This window comes from Deinococcus sonorensis KR-87 (assembly GCF_040256395.1).
GTDB lineage: Bacteria > Deinococcota > Deinococci > Deinococcales > Deinococcaceae > Deinococcus > Deinococcus sonorensis.
In genome coordinates this window covers 973,392-989,459 of the sequence record NZ_CP158299.1, presented here as the reverse complement: position 1 = coordinate 989,459, position 16,068 = coordinate 973,392, and the positions used below count along the sequence as shown (strand labels likewise).

Here is a 16,068-nt window from a genome sequence, read left to right as displayed (position 1 = left end):
TCTCTGCTCAGAGATTGGGAAGTGGAGACCCAGCCGGCAGGCGGGCCAGCTGATCCGCCGCCCGCAGCAGCAGCTCTGGCGGCTGCACCAGCGCAAAACGCAGGTACCCCTCACCGCCCATCCCAAAGGCCCGGCCCGGCGCCACCGCCACCCCGGTCTGGGCCGCCGCGCGCACGGCGTAGTCCAGGCTGTCCGTCAGGCCCGGCGGCCGGCCCCAGACGTACATGCTCGCCTGCGGCAGCTGCACCGTCCAGCCGTGATCGCGCAGCGCCGGCACCAGCGCGTCGCGCCGCTCCTCGAAGCGGCGGGCGGCCTCCCGACCCAGCCGTTCCGGCAGATCAAGCGCAGTGGCCGCCGCCGCCTGAATGCCCAGGTAGGCGTGGAAGTCGATGGCACCCTTCACCCGCGCCAGCGCCGAGAGCGCCGAGCGGTCCCCGGCGGCGAAGCCCACGCGAAAGCCGCCCATGTGGTGCGTCTTGGACAGCGAGTGCAGCTCCACCACGCCCTCGGTACCGGCCTGAAGGGCGCTGGGCGCGCGGTAGTCGCCGTAGGTCAGCTCGGCATAGGGATGGTCGTGGATCAGCAGGGTGCCGCGCTGGCGGCACCACGTGGCCACCTGCTCAAAGAAGGACAGGTCCGCGACCGCGCTGGTGGGATTGTTCGGGTAGTTGAGCAGCAGCGCGCGGGCATTCAGGCCCGCCGGCACGTCCTCCAGCTGCGGCAGATACCCGTGCTGCTCCCGCAGCGGCAGCGGCTCCACCGTCAGGCCCGCCACCGCCGCCGCGCCGTAGTACGGCGGGTAACACGGGTCCGGCAGCAGCAGCGTGTCGCCGGGGTCGGTCACGGCCAGCAGCAGGTGGGCCAGCCCCTCCTGCGCCCCGATCAGCGGCAGGATCTCGTGCTCTGGGTCCAGCTGCACCCCGAAGCGCCGCGACAGGTAGCGGGCGGCGGCCTCGCGCAGCGGGGCGGTGTCGCGGTGCAGCGGGTAGCGGTAGGTGGCGGGGTCGTGGGTGGCGGCCCGCAGCGCATCCAGCGCCTGTGGGGGCGGCGGCTGATCCGAGGACCCGATCGAGAGGTCAATGATGTCCAGCCCCGCCGCCCGGGCTTGGGCCAGCGCCTGATTCATGCGCGTGAAGATGCTGTCCGGCACCGCACTGGCCCGGCCGGAAGCCCACGACGTGGTCTGCTGCGTCATGCCGGCAGGCTAACAGACCGGGGATGAGCTGGATTGTCTGAGCGGTCTGGCGCACCCTCAGCGGTGCTGCGCGGCCCACTCCCTGAGGTCCGGCCAGCCGAGCGCCACCTCCTCCAGCTCACCGAAGGAGGTCGGCTCCAGCTTGCCGCCCAGTTCCACGCCGCCCAGGTGCCGGTAGAACTGCCGGGCCGGGTTGCCCGCCAGCACCCAGACCACCAGCCCCTGGTGGCCCTGGGCCTGCAGCGACTGCGCCGCCGCACTGAACAGCACCCGGCCCAGCCCCTGCCCGTGCGCCGCCTTCAGCAGATACAGCGTGTACAGCTCACCGCCGTACTCCGGCCCGATCACCGGGTGCGGTCGGGCCGGGCCACCCGAGGCAAAGCCCACCAGCTCCCCCGAAACTTCGGCCACCCACGCCACCTCGTCCGGCTGCGCCAGATGATGCCGCCAGTTCTCCTCGCGCCGCAGCTGCACCGCTGCGCTGGTCATGCGCTCCAGAAACCGGTCCGGCACCAGTCCCGGATACGTCTCGCGCCAGCTGAGGGTGTGAACCTCGGCGAGCCGGGGCGCGTCCTCCAGCCGTGCCCGCCGGATCACTCCGGGGATTCCGGCCCACGCTGCCACTCCGCGTAGGTGATGCGCGGCAGCTCAAACAGGTCCTGGGCGCGGGCATAGCCGCCGCGTCCACCCATGCGCGCCACCAGCTGCAGGCTGGCGGTGTTCACGTAATGGCGGCTGGCGTCCTGCAGATGCTCGTCGGCGATGTACAGCCCTACCACCTCGCCCAGCACGATGCGGTTGCGCCCGATGCGGAGCGTCTGGCGTTCCAGGCACTCCAGGCTCACCGGACTGGCCGCCACCCTCGGCACCGGCACCTGCTGCGAGGGCGTCAGTTCCAGCCCGGCCAGCCCCGCTTCCGGCAGGTGCGGCGGGAAGTCGGTGGCGGTCACGTTCATCGCCTGCACCAGCGGTTCCGACACCAGATTCACCACGAAGGGACTGCCGGGACTGATGTTGCGGGCGGTGTCCTTGGGGGTGCCGTCCGGCCGGTCGCCGGGAGAGAAGGCCACCACCGGCGGGTCGCTGCCCAGCATGTTGAAAAAACTGAACGGCGCCAGATTGACGGTGCCGTCCGGGTTGAGGGTGCTGACCCAGGCGATCGGGCGCGGCACCACCACCCCGGTCAGCAGCTTGTAGGCGGCGGCGGCGTCCAGCCGCGTCAGGTCAAAGTGACCCATTGAAGGTGTCGCACTGGTTGGGGTCGCCGCTCTTGTAGCCCTTCATGAACCAGCTGACCCGCTGCTGGCTGGTGCCGTGCGTGAAGCTGTCCGGCACCACGTACCCCTGGCCCTGCTCCTGCAGCGCGTCGTCCCCGATGGCGGTGGCGGTGCTGATCGCCTCCTGCACGTCCTGCTGGGTGATGTTCGCAGCGGCGGTGGCCCCGTTGCCCCACACGCCCGCGAAGCAGTCGGCCTGCAGTTCCAGCATCACCGAGTAGCGGTTGGAGGCCGCCTCGCTGGTGGCGCTGCGCTGGGCCCGTTCCACCTGATCCGAGATGCCCAGCAGGTTCTGCACGTGGTGGCCCACCTCGTGCGCGATCACGTAGCTGTAGGCGAAGTCGCCGCCGCCGCCCAGCTGACGGTCCATCTGCGCGAAGAAGTCGGTGTCCAGATAGACCCGCTGGTCGCTGGGGCAGTAGAACGGCCCCACCGCGCTGCTGGCCTGCCCGCAGGCGCTGTTGACCGCGCCCGAGAACAGCCGCAGCTTGGGCGGGGTGTAGGTTTTGCCGCTCTTCTGGAAGATGCCGCCCCAGACCTGCTCGGTGCTGCCCAGAATGCGGCTCACGAAGTCCAGCGTCTGGTCCTGCTGGCCGCCCTGGGTCTGCGACGGCTGCGTCTGGCCGGGCTGGGTCTGGCTGGGCCGCGTCTGCGTCTGGGTCGTCTGGCCGCCCCCGGTGATGCTGCTGGTGTCGATGCCAAAGAGCCAGCCGAGCAGCGCGATGATCAGCGCCGCCCCGCCGCCCACCGCCACGCCGCCGCCCGGCAGGCCGCCACGTCCGCCGCGTCCATCTTCAACGTTGCTGCTTCTGGGAAGATTCTGCCAATCCATGCATGTGCCTCCGGGGATGTGTGCCCGCTCATTGTAGGGGCTGCCCGGACCGCCCCGATTTTCGACTGACATAATCAAACCCTGATGTCGCGCCCTCCCATCCTGACGCTCGGCGACCTGGCGGTGGAACTGCGCCGCAGCGCCCGTCGGCGCACTGTGGCGCTGAAGGTCGGCCCGGCCGGGGCGGTGCTGTACGCGCCCACCACGGTGCCGCAGGCGCAGCTGGAACGGTTCCTGGCCCAGAAGGAGGACTGGATGCGCCGGCATCTGGCCTCGCTGGCGCCCCCGGTCGTGGCCCCGCTGCACTCGGGCCGCCGGCTGCCTCTGCTGGACGAGCAGCTGGAACTCCGGCTGGGCGCGCCGGGCCGCTCGGCGGTGCGGGAGGATCAGCTGCTGTGGCTGCCCGCCACCCGGCCGGGCGCGGCACTGGAAGGGTGGTACCGGCAGCAGGCGCGGGCCTACTTCACCCCGCTGGTGCACCGCCTGAGCGAGCAGCTGGGCCGACCGGTGCGCGCGGTCCGGCTGACCAGCGCCCAGACCCGCTGGGGCAGCTGCACCGCGACTGGCGACATCCGGCTGCACTGGCGCCTGATGCTGGCCCCACAGCGGGTGGCCGAATACGTAGCGGCCCACGAGGTGGCGCACCTGCAGGAACTGAACCATTCGGCCCGCTACTGGCGGGTGGTGGCGCGACTGATGCCCGATTACCCGCAGCAGCGCGCCTGGCTGCGGCAGCACGGCGCTCAGCTGCCGGTCTGGCCTCCGGACTGAGGCCCGGCCTCAATTGGTGGGTCGTGGGGGAAGGTGCCGGGGGTCGCGGCGTGCTGCTGGGCGCGCCGCAGTCGGGGCCACAGCACCAGCGCCACCCCGCCGGCCCAGGCCAGCCCCAGCGCCCAGCCGCCCAGCACATCGGTCGGATAGTGCACGCCCAGGTAGATGCGCGACAGGCCCATCAGTACTACGTAGATCAGCCCGAGCAGCCCGCTGGCCCAGCGGTAGGGGGTGCGCCACAGCAGCGCGGTCAGCGTGACCACCAGGGCGGCGGCCATGCTGCTGTGGCCGCTGGGAAAGGAGCTGTCGCCCTCCTCCCACAGCCACGGCACCACGTGCGGTCGGGCGCGCACGAAAAAGGTCTTCAGCAGCACGTTGAGCAGCACCGCGCCGCCCACCGAGATCAGAAAGTAGGTGGCGATGGTGCGCGACTTGCGCCACAGCACCAGCAGCAGCACCACACAGAACGGCAGCATCACGTGGGCGCTGCCCACCGTGCTCAGCACGCGCGCCACCGCCAGGAACCAGCCGGGCGCGCTGCCCCGGAAACTCACCATCAGCGGCGCCTCCCACACGAACGGTTCGCGCTCGTGCACGTCCTCGGCAATGCTGCCCAGCAGCAGCAGCGGCAGCACGATCAGCAGCGCGAGCGCCAGCAGCGGTCGCCAGTGGGTGCGGAGCCAGACGGTCATGTTCCGGATTGTAGGCGGGCCGCGTACAGCCCAGCCGCAGCCCACCGCGCAAGAAACCTTTACATCCGGCTCAACCGGCCCATCGCCGGGCGTGCTGAACTGCCTGCATGACCGGACCCACTGCAGACGACGGCTACCCCCAGGCGGAGCGGAGCACCGATTCCGAAAGCGCCACCCGCACCCCCAACCAGGACCGCGGGGTGGTGCAGGACTCACCCGGCAGCCCGGATATCGGCACCGCCCATGACTCGGGGGGAGCAGGCAACCTGACCGAAGCGGAACTTGAGGTGACGGACCGCGAGAACGAAGCTCCGGACGCCAACGACATCTGAGTCTCGGCTGCCCTGAACGCCCGATCTGACACCATCGTTCAGCCGTGACTGGCGCCCCTTCGGGCGCCGGTTTCTCTTCTCTCCAGCCAGAGTTCCCTCTGGTCCAGGCTGTATGATGGCCGCAGCGACGAAACCTCAGGGGGTGTGTTATCTCGCAGGAAATCTGGGCGGACGTGCTGGGTTACGTCCGCAAAAACATCTCGGAGGTGGAATACCACACCTGGTTCGCGCCGGTACGTCCGCTGGGCGTGCAGCAGGGGTCACTGGTGCTGGGCGTCCGCAATTCCTTCGCGCAGGAGTGGTTTCGCAAGCATTACCTGGAGCTGCTGGAGGACGCGCTCCGCTCAATGGGCGCGCAGAGTCCGCAGGTGAGCTTTCAGGTGCTGCCGGCCGTCCAGGACGCGATGATCCTGCCGCAGGACCCGCCGCCGCGCTCGCCGTCCAGCAGCAACGGCCGCAGCAGTCCGGAACGCGGCGAGCGCGGATCTATCCCGCAGGGCGTGACCGACAGCCGCAAGGCCCTGAACCCCAAGTACATCTTCGAGAACTTTGTGGTGGGGCCGAACAACAATCTGGCGCATGCGGCGGCGCTGGCGGTGGCGGAGAGTCCCGGCAAGGCTTACAACCCGCTGTTCATCTACGGGGACGTGGGCCTGGGCAAAACGCACCTGATGCACGCGGTGGGCCACTACATGGCCGAGCGCTACCCGGACAAGCGCATTGAGTACGTCTCCACCGAGAGTTTCACCAACGACCTGATCAATGCGATCCGCGATGACAAGATGACGCAGTTCCGCAACCGCTACCGTTCGGTGGATCTGCTGCTGGTGGACGACATTCAGTTTCTGGCCGGCAAGGAGCGCACCCAGGAGGAGTTTTTCCACACCTTCAACGCGCTCTACGAGAACCACAAACAGATCATCCTCAGCTCGGACCGGCCGCCCAAGGACATCCAGACGCTGGAGGGGCGGTTGCGCAGCCGGTTCGAGTGGGGGCTGATCACTGATATCCAGAGTCCTGAGTTCGAGACCCGGGTGGCGATCCTGAAGATGAACGCCGAGCATCACCGCATGAACATCCCGCAGGAGGTGCTGGAACTGATCGCGCGGCAGGTGACCAGCAACATCCGTGAGCTGGAGGGCGCGCTGATGCGGGTGGTGGCGTTTGCCAGCCTGAACAACGTGCCGTTCTCTCGGGCGGTGGCGGCCAAGGCACTCTCGAACGTCTTCGCTCCTCAAGAAGTCAAAGTCGAGATGGCCGACGTGCTGCGGGCGGTGGCGGGCCATTACAACATTCCACCCGACGCCATCCGCGGCTCCGGGCGGGTGCGCGAGGTGGTGGTGCCGCGCCAGATGGCCATGTACCTGATCCGCGAACTGACCGGACACTCCCTGCCGGAGATCGGCGGCTTCTTCGGGCGCGATCATTCGACGGTGATGCATGCGGTTCAGAAGGTCACCGAACAGCTCGGGCGAGACAGCGAATTGACGGAAGCGGCCGCCTTCCTGAAGCGGCGGCTGCAGGGGTTGGAAGGCGATGACAGCAGTGTCTGAAGCCGGTCTTCATCTGCTTGTGCCAGATGTCACGTTCTGTGGATAAGTCTGTGGATAACCCTGTGGATAAGGTGTGGATAACCCTGTGGATAACCCACCTCCCATTTTGCCTGTGGATAAGTGGGGGAGTTATCCACAGGTTATCCACAGGCAAAGCCGAGTTATCCACAATTTTGTCCACAGGTAGAGTCTGCGCCCAGCGCATCCCTAAGCCACTTATCCACAGTTTCCACAGGCCCTATTACTACTACTACTAAGATATATATCTTTATAGAGAAGGAGAAAGAATGCGCGCGCAAGTCAGCAAGAAGACCCTGAGTGAAGGGCTGGGCATGCTGGAGAGAGTGATCCCCAGTCGGTCCAGCAATCCACTGCTCACCTCCATCAAGGTGGATGCCGGTGAGCGGGGTCTGACCCTCAGCGGCACCAACCTGGAAATCGACCTGAGCTGCTTTGTCCCTGCCGAAGTGAATGATGCCGCGTCCTTCGTGGTCCCCGCTCACCTGTTTGCCCAGATCGTGCGGAACCTGGGCGGAGAGCTGGTGGAACTGGAGCTGAGCGGCGCCGAACTGGCCGTGCGGGCCAGCGGCTCGGACTTCAAGCTGCAGACCGGCGAACTGGACGCTTATCCGGAGCTGAGCTTCCCCTCGCACGCCGACGCCACCCTGGATGCCCATGAACTGGCCCGCTCGCTGTCCAGCGTGCGCTACGCGGCCAGCAACGAGGCGTTTCAGGCGGTGTTCCGCGGGCTGAAGGTGGAGCAGCACGCCGAAAAGGCGCGGGTGGTGGCTTCCGACGGTTTCCGGCTGGCACTTCGTGAATTCGGCACGCCCGGTGAGCCGCGCAGCCTGATCGTGCCGGCCCGGAGCGCCGACGAACTGGTGCGGGTGCTGCGCGACGGCGAGGTGCGGCTGGCCTTCGGTGAGGGCATGCTGGGCGTCACGACCGATCGGGTCCGCATGAACGTCAAGCTGCTGGACGGCGACTTTCCGGACTACGAGCGGGTGATTCCGCGCGACATCAAGCTGCGTGTCAAGCTGCCGGCGGCGGCCCTGAAGGAGGCGGTGTCGCGGGTGGCGGTGCTGGCCGACAAGAACGCCAACAACCGCGTCGAGTTCCTGGTCAGCGAAGGCACGCTGCGGCTGGCGGCCGAGGGCGACTACGGCCGGGCACAGGACACGCTCAGCGTGAGCCAGGAGGGCTCTGAACCGGCCCTCAGCCTGGGCTTCAACGCCAAGTACGTGCTGGATGCGCTGGGCCCGATCGACGGTGAGGCCGAGCTGCTGTTCAGCGGCTCCACCAGCCCCGCCATGTTCCGCGGCAGCGCCGACACGGGGTATCTGGCGGTCGTGGTGCCGCTGCGGGTCTGATGGGGCTGTGGAGGCCGGCGCGGGCCATCCGCCCAGTCTCCCCTCCCCCGCCGTGGTCTATCCCGGCCTGACTGCCGGGTGACCCCGCTGGCATAAGCTGGCCGGCAGACTATAGTGTGAGATGTACACCATGCCTCTCCGGCCCGCCGGCTGGATGCGGCGGGAGAGGTCGGAGGAACCCATGAAGATCGAAACCATCGTCGCCCGTGAAGTGCTGGACTCCCGTGGAAATCCCACCGTGGAGGCCGAAGTGTTGCTGGAGAGCGGCTACACCGGCCGCGCCATCGTGCCGAGCGGGGCCAGCACCGGCTCGCATGAGGCGCTGGAGCTGCGCGACGGCGGCAGCCGTTACCTGGGCAAGGGCGTGATGAAGGCGGTGGAGAATGTCAACACCGTGATCGCCCCGGCGCTGGAGGGCATGGACGCCAGCCAGCAGGGCCTGATTGACGCGTCGATGCTGGAACTCGACGGCACCCCCAACAAGAGCCGGCTGGGCGGCAACGCCATCCTGGCGGTCAGCCTGGCCAGCGCCCGCGCCGCCGCCGAGGAACTGGGCCTGCCGCTCTACCGCTACCTGGGCGGCGCCAACGCCCGTACCCTGCCGGTCCCGATGATGAACGTGATCAACGGCGGCGCCCACGCCGACAACAGCGTGGACTTCCAGGAATTCATGGTGATGCCGGTGGGTGCCCCCAGCTTCCGCGAGGCGCTGCGCTACGGCGCCGAGACCTTCCACGCGCTCAAGAAGGTGCTGTCGGGGCGCGGCTACAACACCAACGTCGGGGACGAGGGCGGGTTCGCCCCGGACCTGGGCAGCAACGAGGAAGCGCTGGAGGTGCTGCTGGAGGCGATCCAGAAGGCCGGCTACGAGCCGGGCAAGGACATCATGATCGCGCTGGACCCAGCCGTGACCGAGCTGTACAAAGACGGCAAGTACCACCTGGAGAGCGAGGGGCGCAGCCTCTCCAGCGAAGAAATGGTGGATTTCTGGGCCGATTGGGCCAGCCGCTACCCGATCATCAGCATCGAGGACGCGCTGGCCGAGGACGACTGGGACGGCTGGAAGCTCGTCACCGACGCCATCGGCGGCACGGTGCAGCTGGTGGGCGACGATCTGTTCGTGACCAACCCCGAGCGGCTGCAGCGCGGCATCAGCAGCGGGGTGGGCAACGCCATCCTGGTGAAGGTCAACCAGATCGGCACGCTGACCGAGTCGCTGCAGGCGATCGAACTCGCCAAGCGCAGCCGCTACGGCACCATCATCTCTCACCGCAGCGGCGAGTCGGAGGACAGCTTCATCGCTGACCTCGCGGTGGCCACCAACGCCGGCCAGATCAAGACCGGCAGCGCCAGCCGCAGCGACCGGATCGCCAAGTACAACCAGCTGCTGCGCATCGAGGACCAGCTAGGCGCCGCCGCGCAGTTCCTGGGCCGCGCCGCGCTGAACAAGTAACTGCTGCCCTCCGCCCTGCCCTCAGCTTCCGGCTGAGGGCGCCGCGTTGCCCCTCCCCTCTCTCACCCCTGGAGAACCCCCATGAGACACTTTGACCGCGCCACCAAGATCGTGGCCACCATCGGCCCGGCCAGCCGCGACCCGGAGATTCTGGGCCGCATGATCGACGCCGGACTGAACGTGGTCCGCATGAATTTCTCGCACGGTTCGCATGACGACCACCGTGAGACCTACCAGATGGTGCGCGACCTGGCGGCCAAGAAGGGCGTCACCATCGGCATCCTGCAGGACCTGCAGGGGCCCAAGATCCGGGTGGGCCGCTTCAAGGACGGCCCGGTCACGCTGGCCAAGGACGACAAGTTCATCATCACCATGGACGACGTGGAGGGCGACCAGACCCGGGTGGGCAGCACCTACAAGGGGCTGGCCGGCGACGTCTACGTGGGCATGGACCTGCTGCTGGACGACGGCAACATGGCGCTGCGGGTGGAGGGCGTGCGCGGCAACGACATCCATACCGTGGTGACGGTGGGCGGCGTGCTGAAGAACAACAAGGGCATCAACGTGCCGCAGGCGGACCTCTCGGTGCCGGCGCTGTCCGACAAGGACGTGGAGGACATGGCCTTCGGCGCGGAACTGGGCGTGGACTGGGTGGCGCTCAGCTTCGTGCGGTCGCGCGATGACCTGCTGCTGGCCCGCCACTACCTGGCCCGCTACAACTCACGCGCCAAGCTGATGGCCAAGATCGAGAAGCCGCAGGCGGTGGAGCGCTTCGAGGACATCCTGAAGGAAGTGGACGGCATCATGGTGGCGCGCGGCGACCTGGGCGTGGAGATGCGTGCCGAGCAGGTGCCGGTGATCCAGAAGCGCCTGATCCGGGCCTGCCGCGAGGTGGGCAAGCCGGTCATCACTGCCACCCAGATGCTCGAGAGCATGGTGGGCCTGCCGCGCCCCACCCGCGCCGAGGCGTCGGACGTGGCCAACGCCATCTTCGACGGCACCGACGCGGTGATGCTCAGCGCCGAGAGTGCGGCCGGGCTGTACCCGGTCGAGTCGGTGGCGATGATGGACCACATCGCCCGGGAGGCCGAGGCCAGCCCCGAGTATCAGCTGCTGCAGGCCCAGGAGATCGACACCACCCTGGCCCAGGACGCCATCGCGCAGGCCGCCTGCAACATCGGCAGCGGGCTGGCGGTGTCGGCCATCGTCAGCTTCACCAAGACCGGCGGCGCGGCCACCCGGGTGGCCAAGAACCGGCCCAAGCTGCCGATCCTGGCGCTGACCCCCAACCAGCAGACGCGCAACCAGCTGAGCCTCAGCTGGGGCGTGGTACCGATGCTCAGCGAGGATCCGCACGACACCGACGACATGGTGCGTATCGCCAATCAGGAGCTGCAGCAGAGCGGCCTGGCCGACGCGGGCGACCGCTACGTGATCACGGCGGGCGTGCCGTTCGGCGTGCAGGGCACCACCAACATGATTCGTGTGGAACGACTGAAGAATCCGCGCTGAATCTTCATGTGGTGAGCATTTGCGCCGATCGTCACGTGCAGGTCAGCTTTTTATCCACAGGCAGCCTGTTTTATCCACAGGCTGGTGTGGATAACTTTTGAGCGATTCATCAGCAGCGCGGCCCCGCTCTTTAAAAAGCGGGGCCGCGCTGTTTGATGACCGAGCGATTATTCGCCGAGTTTGCGCTTGAGGTAATGTTCAAGCTCTCCGATATCGGCGGCCAGTTCGTCGCGCACCCGGTCCACCCGGCTGGTGTAGCTGCCCACGTCGCCGGTCTGAGCCGTCACCTGACTCTGCAACTCGTTGAGGCGGCGGTCCAGGTAGGTGTGCAGCTCGGCGAAGCGGCTGCCCTCGGCCTTGTCCAGGTTGGCGCGCAGGCCTTCCATGTCGCGCAGGATGCGGGCGTTGTCGGCCTGCGAGCGCAGCCGCGAGAAGCTGTTGATCAGGGTGTACAGCAGGGCGGTCAGCAGCCAGCCGATCAGGGCGTAGGTGCCGAACGGCACGTTCTGGTAGGTGCCCAGGCCCGGCACGGTGAAGGTGTGACCGGCCGTCAGGGTGTTGCGGTTCTCCCCCGGAATCAGCAGCACGATCAGCAGCACCACCAGCAGCACCAGCACCACGGTGTTGACATTGAAACGCATCAGAAACCTCCGTGTTTCAGGGTAACAACTGTGCCCGGGCCGGCTGCTTAGGTTTCGTTTACGGCCCCTGACGTCACTGCACCCGGTCCAGGATCAGCGGCGGCACGGCGGGCGCGGCCTCACCGATCTGCAGGCCCGCCTCTAGCAGTGCGCGCGCCCGTTCCAGGCCGCGTCCACCTCGGTGATACAGCCGCACCAGCGGCTGACCGGCCGTGACCGCCTCGCCCGGCTTGACCAGCAGTTCCACGCCCACCCCGTGGTCAATCGCTTCGCCCTTGCGTTCGCGGCCACCGCCCAGCACCAGCACCGCGCGGCCCACGCTCAGCGCGTCGATGGCCTGCAGAAAGCCGGCCGCCGGGGCTGGCAGGTCCGAGCGGTCCGGGGCCACATCCAGGCGCTGCGGCTCGTCAACGGAGCGCGGGTCGCCACCCTGCGCCGCCACGAAGTCACGGAGTTTTGCCAGCGCCGAGCCGTCCTGCAGGGTGGCTTCAGCGCGCTCCCGCGCCCGCTCCGGGAAGCCGGCGGCTGTGAGCGCCTCGACGGCCAGATCCACACACAGCTGGTGCAGGTCCGCCGGGCCGCGGCCCTGCAGCGTGGCGATGGCCTCCTGCACCTCCAGGCTGTTGCCGGCGAAGTGGCCCAGCGGCGTGTCCATGTCGGTCAGGATGGCGCGCACGTTGCGCCCGGCGTGCTGCCCGATCTGGACCATGGCGCGGGCCAGTTCGCGCCCGGCCTCCACCGTCCGCATGAAGGCGCCGGCCCCCACCTTCACGTCCAGCACGATGGTCTGCGCCCCGCTGGCCAGTTTCTTGGACATGATGCTGCTGGCGATCAGCGGCAGGCAGTCTACCGTGGCGGTCACGTCGCGCAGCGCGTACAGCAGGCCGTCGGCGGGAGCGAGATTGCGGCTCTGCCCCACCAGGGCCAGCCCCACCTCCCGCGCCTGCCGCAGAAACGCCTCGTCCGACAGTTCCGGATTCCAGCCGGGAATGCTCTCCAGCTTGTCGATGGTGCCGCCGGTGTGCGCCAGTCCGCGCCCGCTCATCTTGGCCACCGTCAGGCCCAGGGCCGCCAGCATCGGGGTCAGCACCAGGCTGGTCTTGTCGCCCACCCCGCCAGTGGAGTGTTTGTCCACCGTGTGGGGCAGCGAGCTGAGGTCCAGCCGGTCGCCGCTGTCGGCCATCGCCTGGGTCAGGGCGGCCGTCTCCTGCGGCTGCATGCCGCGCCAGTACACCGCCATCAGCCAGGCGGCCACCTGGTAGTCGGGAATCTGGCCGGCGGTGTAGCCCTGGATCAGCGCCTGCAGTTCGGCCGCGTCGTGGGTACCGCCGTCGCGTTTCTTCTGGATCAGGTCGGGAACGTGCAGCGACTGGGTCATGAGGCCTCCGAGTCTAGCGCCGGGCGGCTCAGCTGGAGGCGGACGGCTCCTCGCCGCTGTGCCAGCCGATGCGGGCATGCGAGCCGTCGCAGTACGGCTTGTTGCCGCTGGCTCCACAGCGGCACAGCGCCGCGCGCACCTCTGGCCGCTCGCCCTCCGGGGTCTGGATTCTCAGGTCGCCCCGGATCAGCAGCGGGCCGTCCGGCTGCGGCGCGATGGTGGTGGGCGTGGCCGGCGCTTCCGGCTCCCCGCTGGCCAGGGTGTAGTGCAGCGCGCCGGTGGGGCAGCGGCGCACCACCTCCGCCAGCTGCTCCGGCCCGGCCAGCTGCGCCATGATCCAGGGCCGCCGCTGCGGATCAAAGACCTGGGGCAGCCCGCGCACGCACTCGGCCACGTGCCGGCAGCGCTGGGCGTCATAGCTCACCGTGATGTGGTCTGTGGCATACAGCTTGCCACTGAGGAGGGGGTCAGGGTTCATGGTTCAGCATACCGTCAGCGGCTCAGCGCGGGCGTCGGGCGCGGGGCGGCGCAGCTGCCGCGCCGGATCAGGCGGCCCGGCAGCAGCACCTGCGGCGGCGTGGCGGGCGGGCCGTGCTCCAGCGCGTCGAGCACCAGCCGGGCCGCCACCTGCGCCATCTGGTCCACCGGCTGCTCGATCACGTCGATGGGCGGGTCCACCAGCTCGGTCCAGCTGTAGTTGTCGAAGCTCAGCAGCGACACGTCCTGCGGCACGCGCAGGCCCAGTTCGCGCAGCGCCCGGTACATGCCCGCCGCGCTGCTGCCAGTGAGGGCGAACAACGCGGTGGGCGGTTCCGGCAGCTGCATCACGTCCAGGGTGTAGCGGTAGGCGTTGTCCTCGGTCAGGAACATCACCCGCTGGTACTCGGGGCGCACCGTCAGGCCCAGCTCCTGCATGGCCGCCGGAAAGGTGTAGCTGCGCAGTTCCGGGTGCAGCACCGGGTCGTAGGTGCCGATAATCGCAATGCGTTCGTGGCCCAGATCGTGCAGGTAGCGCACGCCCTCGCGCATGCAGCCGGGATTGTCCAGCTGCACCGAGCCGTAGGGGCTGCCGGGGATGGCGTAGTCCACCTGCAGGATGTACACCCCACGCGCCTGCAGACGTTCCAGGTATTCCCGGCTGTGTCCGCCGTAGCCGGGCCGCAGCACCAGCGCGTCGATGCGCTGGCCGTACAGCAGCCGCAATTCCCCGAGTTCGGTCTCGGACTGGTACTCGTTCTCGCTGATCAGCAGGTTGTAGCCGCCCTGCCGGAACTCGCGGGCCAGGGTGCGGGCCAGCTGGGCAAAGAACGGCTCCACGATGCTGCCAATCACCAGCCCCACCGTGCGGCTCTGGCCCCCGCGCAGCGCGCCGGCCCGCAGGTCCGGCTCGTAGTGCAGCTGCTGGATCGCCTGCTGAACCCGACGGAGCGTCTCCGGGTGCAGCTTGTCTGGCTCCTTGAGCGCCCGCTTGGCGGTGGTGGCGGAGACCCCGGCCAGCTGGGCCACATCCGTGATACTGGTCACGAGACCAGTGTAGCGCAGCCACTCACTAGACATCACAACGGAAGTGTGATTAAGTGATGGACACGAGACCATTCAGTGATTCAGGGCATTCACAGTGCCTGGGAATCCGCTTCCATCATGTTTGCGGTTTTTACATACCACCGCTGGGCTTCTGTTCAAGGAGGACGTATGAAACGATCCATGTTGTTCCTGACCGCCGCGCTGGGCCTGGTGGCACTGAGTGGCGCCCAGGCCGCCACCATCACCATTGCCACCGTGAACAACCCGGACATGGTGACGATGCAGAAGCTCACCCCGGAGTTCAACAAGGTCTACCCGGACATCACGGTGAAGTGGGTGGTGCTGCCGGAGAACGAGCTGCGCCAGAAGGTGACGCTGGACGTGGCGAGCGGCGCAGGCAGCTTCGACGTGGCGACGGTGGGCGCCTATGAGGTGCCGATCTGGGCCAAGAACGGCTGGCTCGATCCGCTGACGCCGATGTTCGCCAAGAACCCGACCATCGCCAAGAGCTACAACGTCAATGACATCATCCCCGGCGTCCGCACGGCCCTCTCGCAGAACGGCAACCTGTACGCCGTGCCGTTCTACGCCGAGAGCAGCATGACTTTCTACAACAAGGACCTGTTCAAGAAGGCCGGGCTCACCATGCCCGCCAACCCCACCTGGCAACAGATTCAGGGCTTCGCGGCCAAGATCCACAATCCGTCGGGCGGCGTGTACGGCATCTGCCTGCGCGGCCTGCCCGGCTGGGGCGAGAATGCCGCACTGTTCACCACTATGGTCAACACCTTCGGTGGGCGCTGGTTCGATCAGAACTGGCAGGCGCAGCTGAACACCCCGGCCTGGAAGAACACCCTGACCTTCTACGTGGACACGCTCAAGAAGTACGGCCCTCCCGGCGCCACCAGCAACGGCTTCACCGAGAACCTGACCCTGATGAGCCAGGGCAAGTGCGGCATGTGGGTGGACGCCACCGTGGCCGCCGGCTTCCTGAGCGACCCCACCAGCAGCAAGATCGTGAACACGGTGGGCTTTGCCAACGCGCCGACCGGCCCCGGCACTCCGCGCGGCAGCCACTGGTACTGGAGCTGGAACCTGGCGATTCCCAAGAGCAGCAAGCAGGAGGACGCCGCCTTCAAGTTCATCACCTGGGCCACCAGCCAGGACTACATCGCGCTGGTCGCCAAGACCAAGGGCAGCTGGGCCTCGGTGCCGCCCGGCACCCGCACCAGCACCTACAACAACCCCGCCTACAAGAAGGCCGCCGGCGCCTTCAGCAGCCTGGTGCTGAACGCCATCAACACCGCCGACGTGACCAAGGCCACCAAGGACCCGGTGCCGTACACCGGCATCCAGTACGTCGCCATTCCCGAATTCCAGGCGCTCGGCACCCAGGTGGGCCAGTACATCGCCGGCGCCCTGAGCGGGCAGACCAGCATCGACCAGGCGCTGCAGCAGGCGCAGGCCGCCGCCACCAAGGTGGCCAAGGACGGCAAGTACCAGAAGTAAAGCGGCGGGACGGTCGCCAGCCCTGAGCC

General features: G+C 68.0%; 16 protein-coding genes. 7 read left to right on the top strand and 9 right to left on the bottom strand.

Features of this window, described 5'->3' with window-relative positions; all coding sequences use genetic code 11:
* Positions 1-7: 7 nt before the first annotated feature.
* The 4 genes from ABOD76_RS10145 to ypfJ are packed head-to-tail and all read right to left on the bottom strand — an operon-like array spanning position 8 to position 3,304.
* Complete coding sequence (locus tag ABOD76_RS10145; protein ID WP_350244715.1) at positions 8-1,195, bottom strand: aminotransferase class I/II-fold pyridoxal phosphate-dependent enzyme; 1,188 nt, start codon at positions 1,193-1,195, stop codon at positions 8-10.
* Between the two features lie 57 nt (positions 1,196-1,252).
* Entirely contained in the window at positions 1,253-1,792 is a 540-nt protein-coding gene (locus ABOD76_RS10140; protein ID WP_350244714.1) for a GNAT family N-acetyltransferase, read from the bottom strand.
* Positions 1,789-2,433, bottom strand: coding sequence for a flavin reductase family protein (locus ABOD76_RS10135; RefSeq protein ID WP_350244713.1), 645 nt, complete (start codon positions 2,431-2,433; stop codon positions 1,789-1,791). Before ABOD76_RS10135 ends, ABOD76_RS10140 begins: the two co-directional genes overlap by 4 nt.
* Positions 2,420-3,304: a KPN_02809 family neutral zinc metallopeptidase gene (gene ypfJ, locus ABOD76_RS10130; RefSeq protein WP_350244712.1), complete on the bottom strand. Its 885-nt coding sequence runs from the start codon at positions 3,302-3,304 to the stop codon at positions 2,420-2,422. Before ypfJ ends, ABOD76_RS10135 begins: the two co-directional genes overlap by 14 nt.
* Before the next feature lie 84 nt (positions 3,305-3,388).
* Here ypfJ and ABOD76_RS10125 point away from each other — a divergent pair, with 84 nt between their 5' ends.
* Positions 3,389-4,075, top strand: a complete 687-nt coding sequence (locus ABOD76_RS10125; RefSeq protein ID WP_350244711.1) for a M48 family metallopeptidase — start codon at positions 3,389-3,391, stop codon at positions 4,073-4,075.
* Here the strand turns inward: ABOD76_RS10125 and ABOD76_RS10120 are convergent.
* Positions 4,048-4,767 carry a phosphatase PAP2 family protein gene (locus ABOD76_RS10120; protein WP_350244710.1) on the bottom strand — a complete coding sequence of 240 codons (720 nt, stop codon included), beginning with the start codon at positions 4,765-4,767 and terminating at the stop codon, positions 4,048-4,050. The two genes, ABOD76_RS10125 and ABOD76_RS10120, sit on opposite strands and share 28 nt — an antisense overlap.
* 107 nt (positions 4,768-4,874) lie before the next feature.
* Between ABOD76_RS10120 and ABOD76_RS10115 the strand changes: the two genes are divergently transcribed.
* The 5 genes from ABOD76_RS10115 (at position 4,875) to pyk (ending at position 10,987) form a co-directional block, all read left to right on the top strand.
* Positions 4,875-5,099 (top strand): hypothetical protein, encoded by a 225-nt coding sequence (locus ABOD76_RS10115; RefSeq protein WP_350244709.1) that lies wholly within the window; start codon positions 4,875-4,877, stop codon positions 5,097-5,099.
* Positions 5,100-5,272: 173 nt separating this feature from the next.
* Positions 5,273-6,652, top strand: a complete 1,380-nt coding sequence (gene dnaA / locus ABOD76_RS10110; protein WP_350244708.1) for a chromosomal replication initiator protein DnaA — start codon at positions 5,273-5,275, stop codon at positions 6,650-6,652.
* A gap of 287 nt (positions 6,653-6,939) precedes the next feature.
* Positions 6,940-8,022: a DNA polymerase III subunit beta gene (gene dnaN, locus ABOD76_RS10105; protein ID WP_350244707.1), complete on the top strand. Its 1,083-nt coding sequence runs from the start codon at positions 6,940-6,942 to the stop codon at positions 8,020-8,022.
* A 181-nt stretch (positions 8,023-8,203) separates the two neighbouring features.
* Positions 8,204-9,475, top strand: coding sequence for a phosphopyruvate hydratase (gene eno, locus ABOD76_RS10100; RefSeq protein ID WP_350244706.1), 1,272 nt, complete (start codon positions 8,204-8,206; stop codon positions 9,473-9,475).
* 81 nt (positions 9,476-9,556) lie between these two features.
* The gene (gene pyk, locus ABOD76_RS10095; protein WP_350244705.1) at positions 9,557-10,987 is read left to right on the top strand and encodes a pyruvate kinase; all 1,431 of its coding nucleotides are present in this window, start codon (positions 9,557-9,559) and stop codon (positions 10,985-10,987) included.
* A gap of 167 nt (positions 10,988-11,154) precedes the next feature.
* Here the strand turns inward: pyk and ABOD76_RS10090 are convergent, their stop codons facing one another.
* The 4 genes from ABOD76_RS10090 to ABOD76_RS10075 form a co-directional block, all read right to left on the bottom strand.
* Positions 11,155-11,628 carry a LapA family protein gene (locus ABOD76_RS10090; RefSeq protein WP_350244704.1) on the bottom strand — a complete coding sequence of 158 codons (474 nt, stop codon included), beginning with the start codon at positions 11,626-11,628 and terminating at the stop codon, positions 11,155-11,157.
* A gap of 73 nt (positions 11,629-11,701) precedes the next feature.
* Complete coding sequence (locus ABOD76_RS10085; RefSeq protein WP_350244703.1) at positions 11,702-13,006, bottom strand: thymidine phosphorylase; 1,305 nt, start codon at positions 13,004-13,006, stop codon at positions 11,702-11,704.
* 28 nt (positions 13,007-13,034) lie between these two features.
* Positions 13,035-13,484: a (4Fe-4S)-binding protein gene (locus tag ABOD76_RS10080; RefSeq protein ID WP_350244702.1), complete on the bottom strand. Its 450-nt coding sequence runs from the start codon at positions 13,482-13,484 to the stop codon at positions 13,035-13,037.
* A gap of 14 nt (positions 13,485-13,498) precedes the next feature.
* Entirely contained in the window at positions 13,499-14,530 is a 1,032-nt protein-coding gene (locus tag ABOD76_RS10075; RefSeq protein WP_350244701.1) for a LacI family DNA-binding transcriptional regulator, read from the bottom strand.
* Positions 14,531-14,698: 168 nt separating this feature from the next.
* Here ABOD76_RS10075 and ABOD76_RS10070 point away from each other — a divergent pair, with 168 nt between their 5' ends.
* Positions 14,699-16,039, top strand: coding sequence for an ABC transporter substrate-binding protein (locus tag ABOD76_RS10070; RefSeq protein ID WP_350244700.1), 1,341 nt, complete (start codon positions 14,699-14,701; stop codon positions 16,037-16,039).
* Positions 16,040-16,068: the final 29 nt, after the last annotated feature.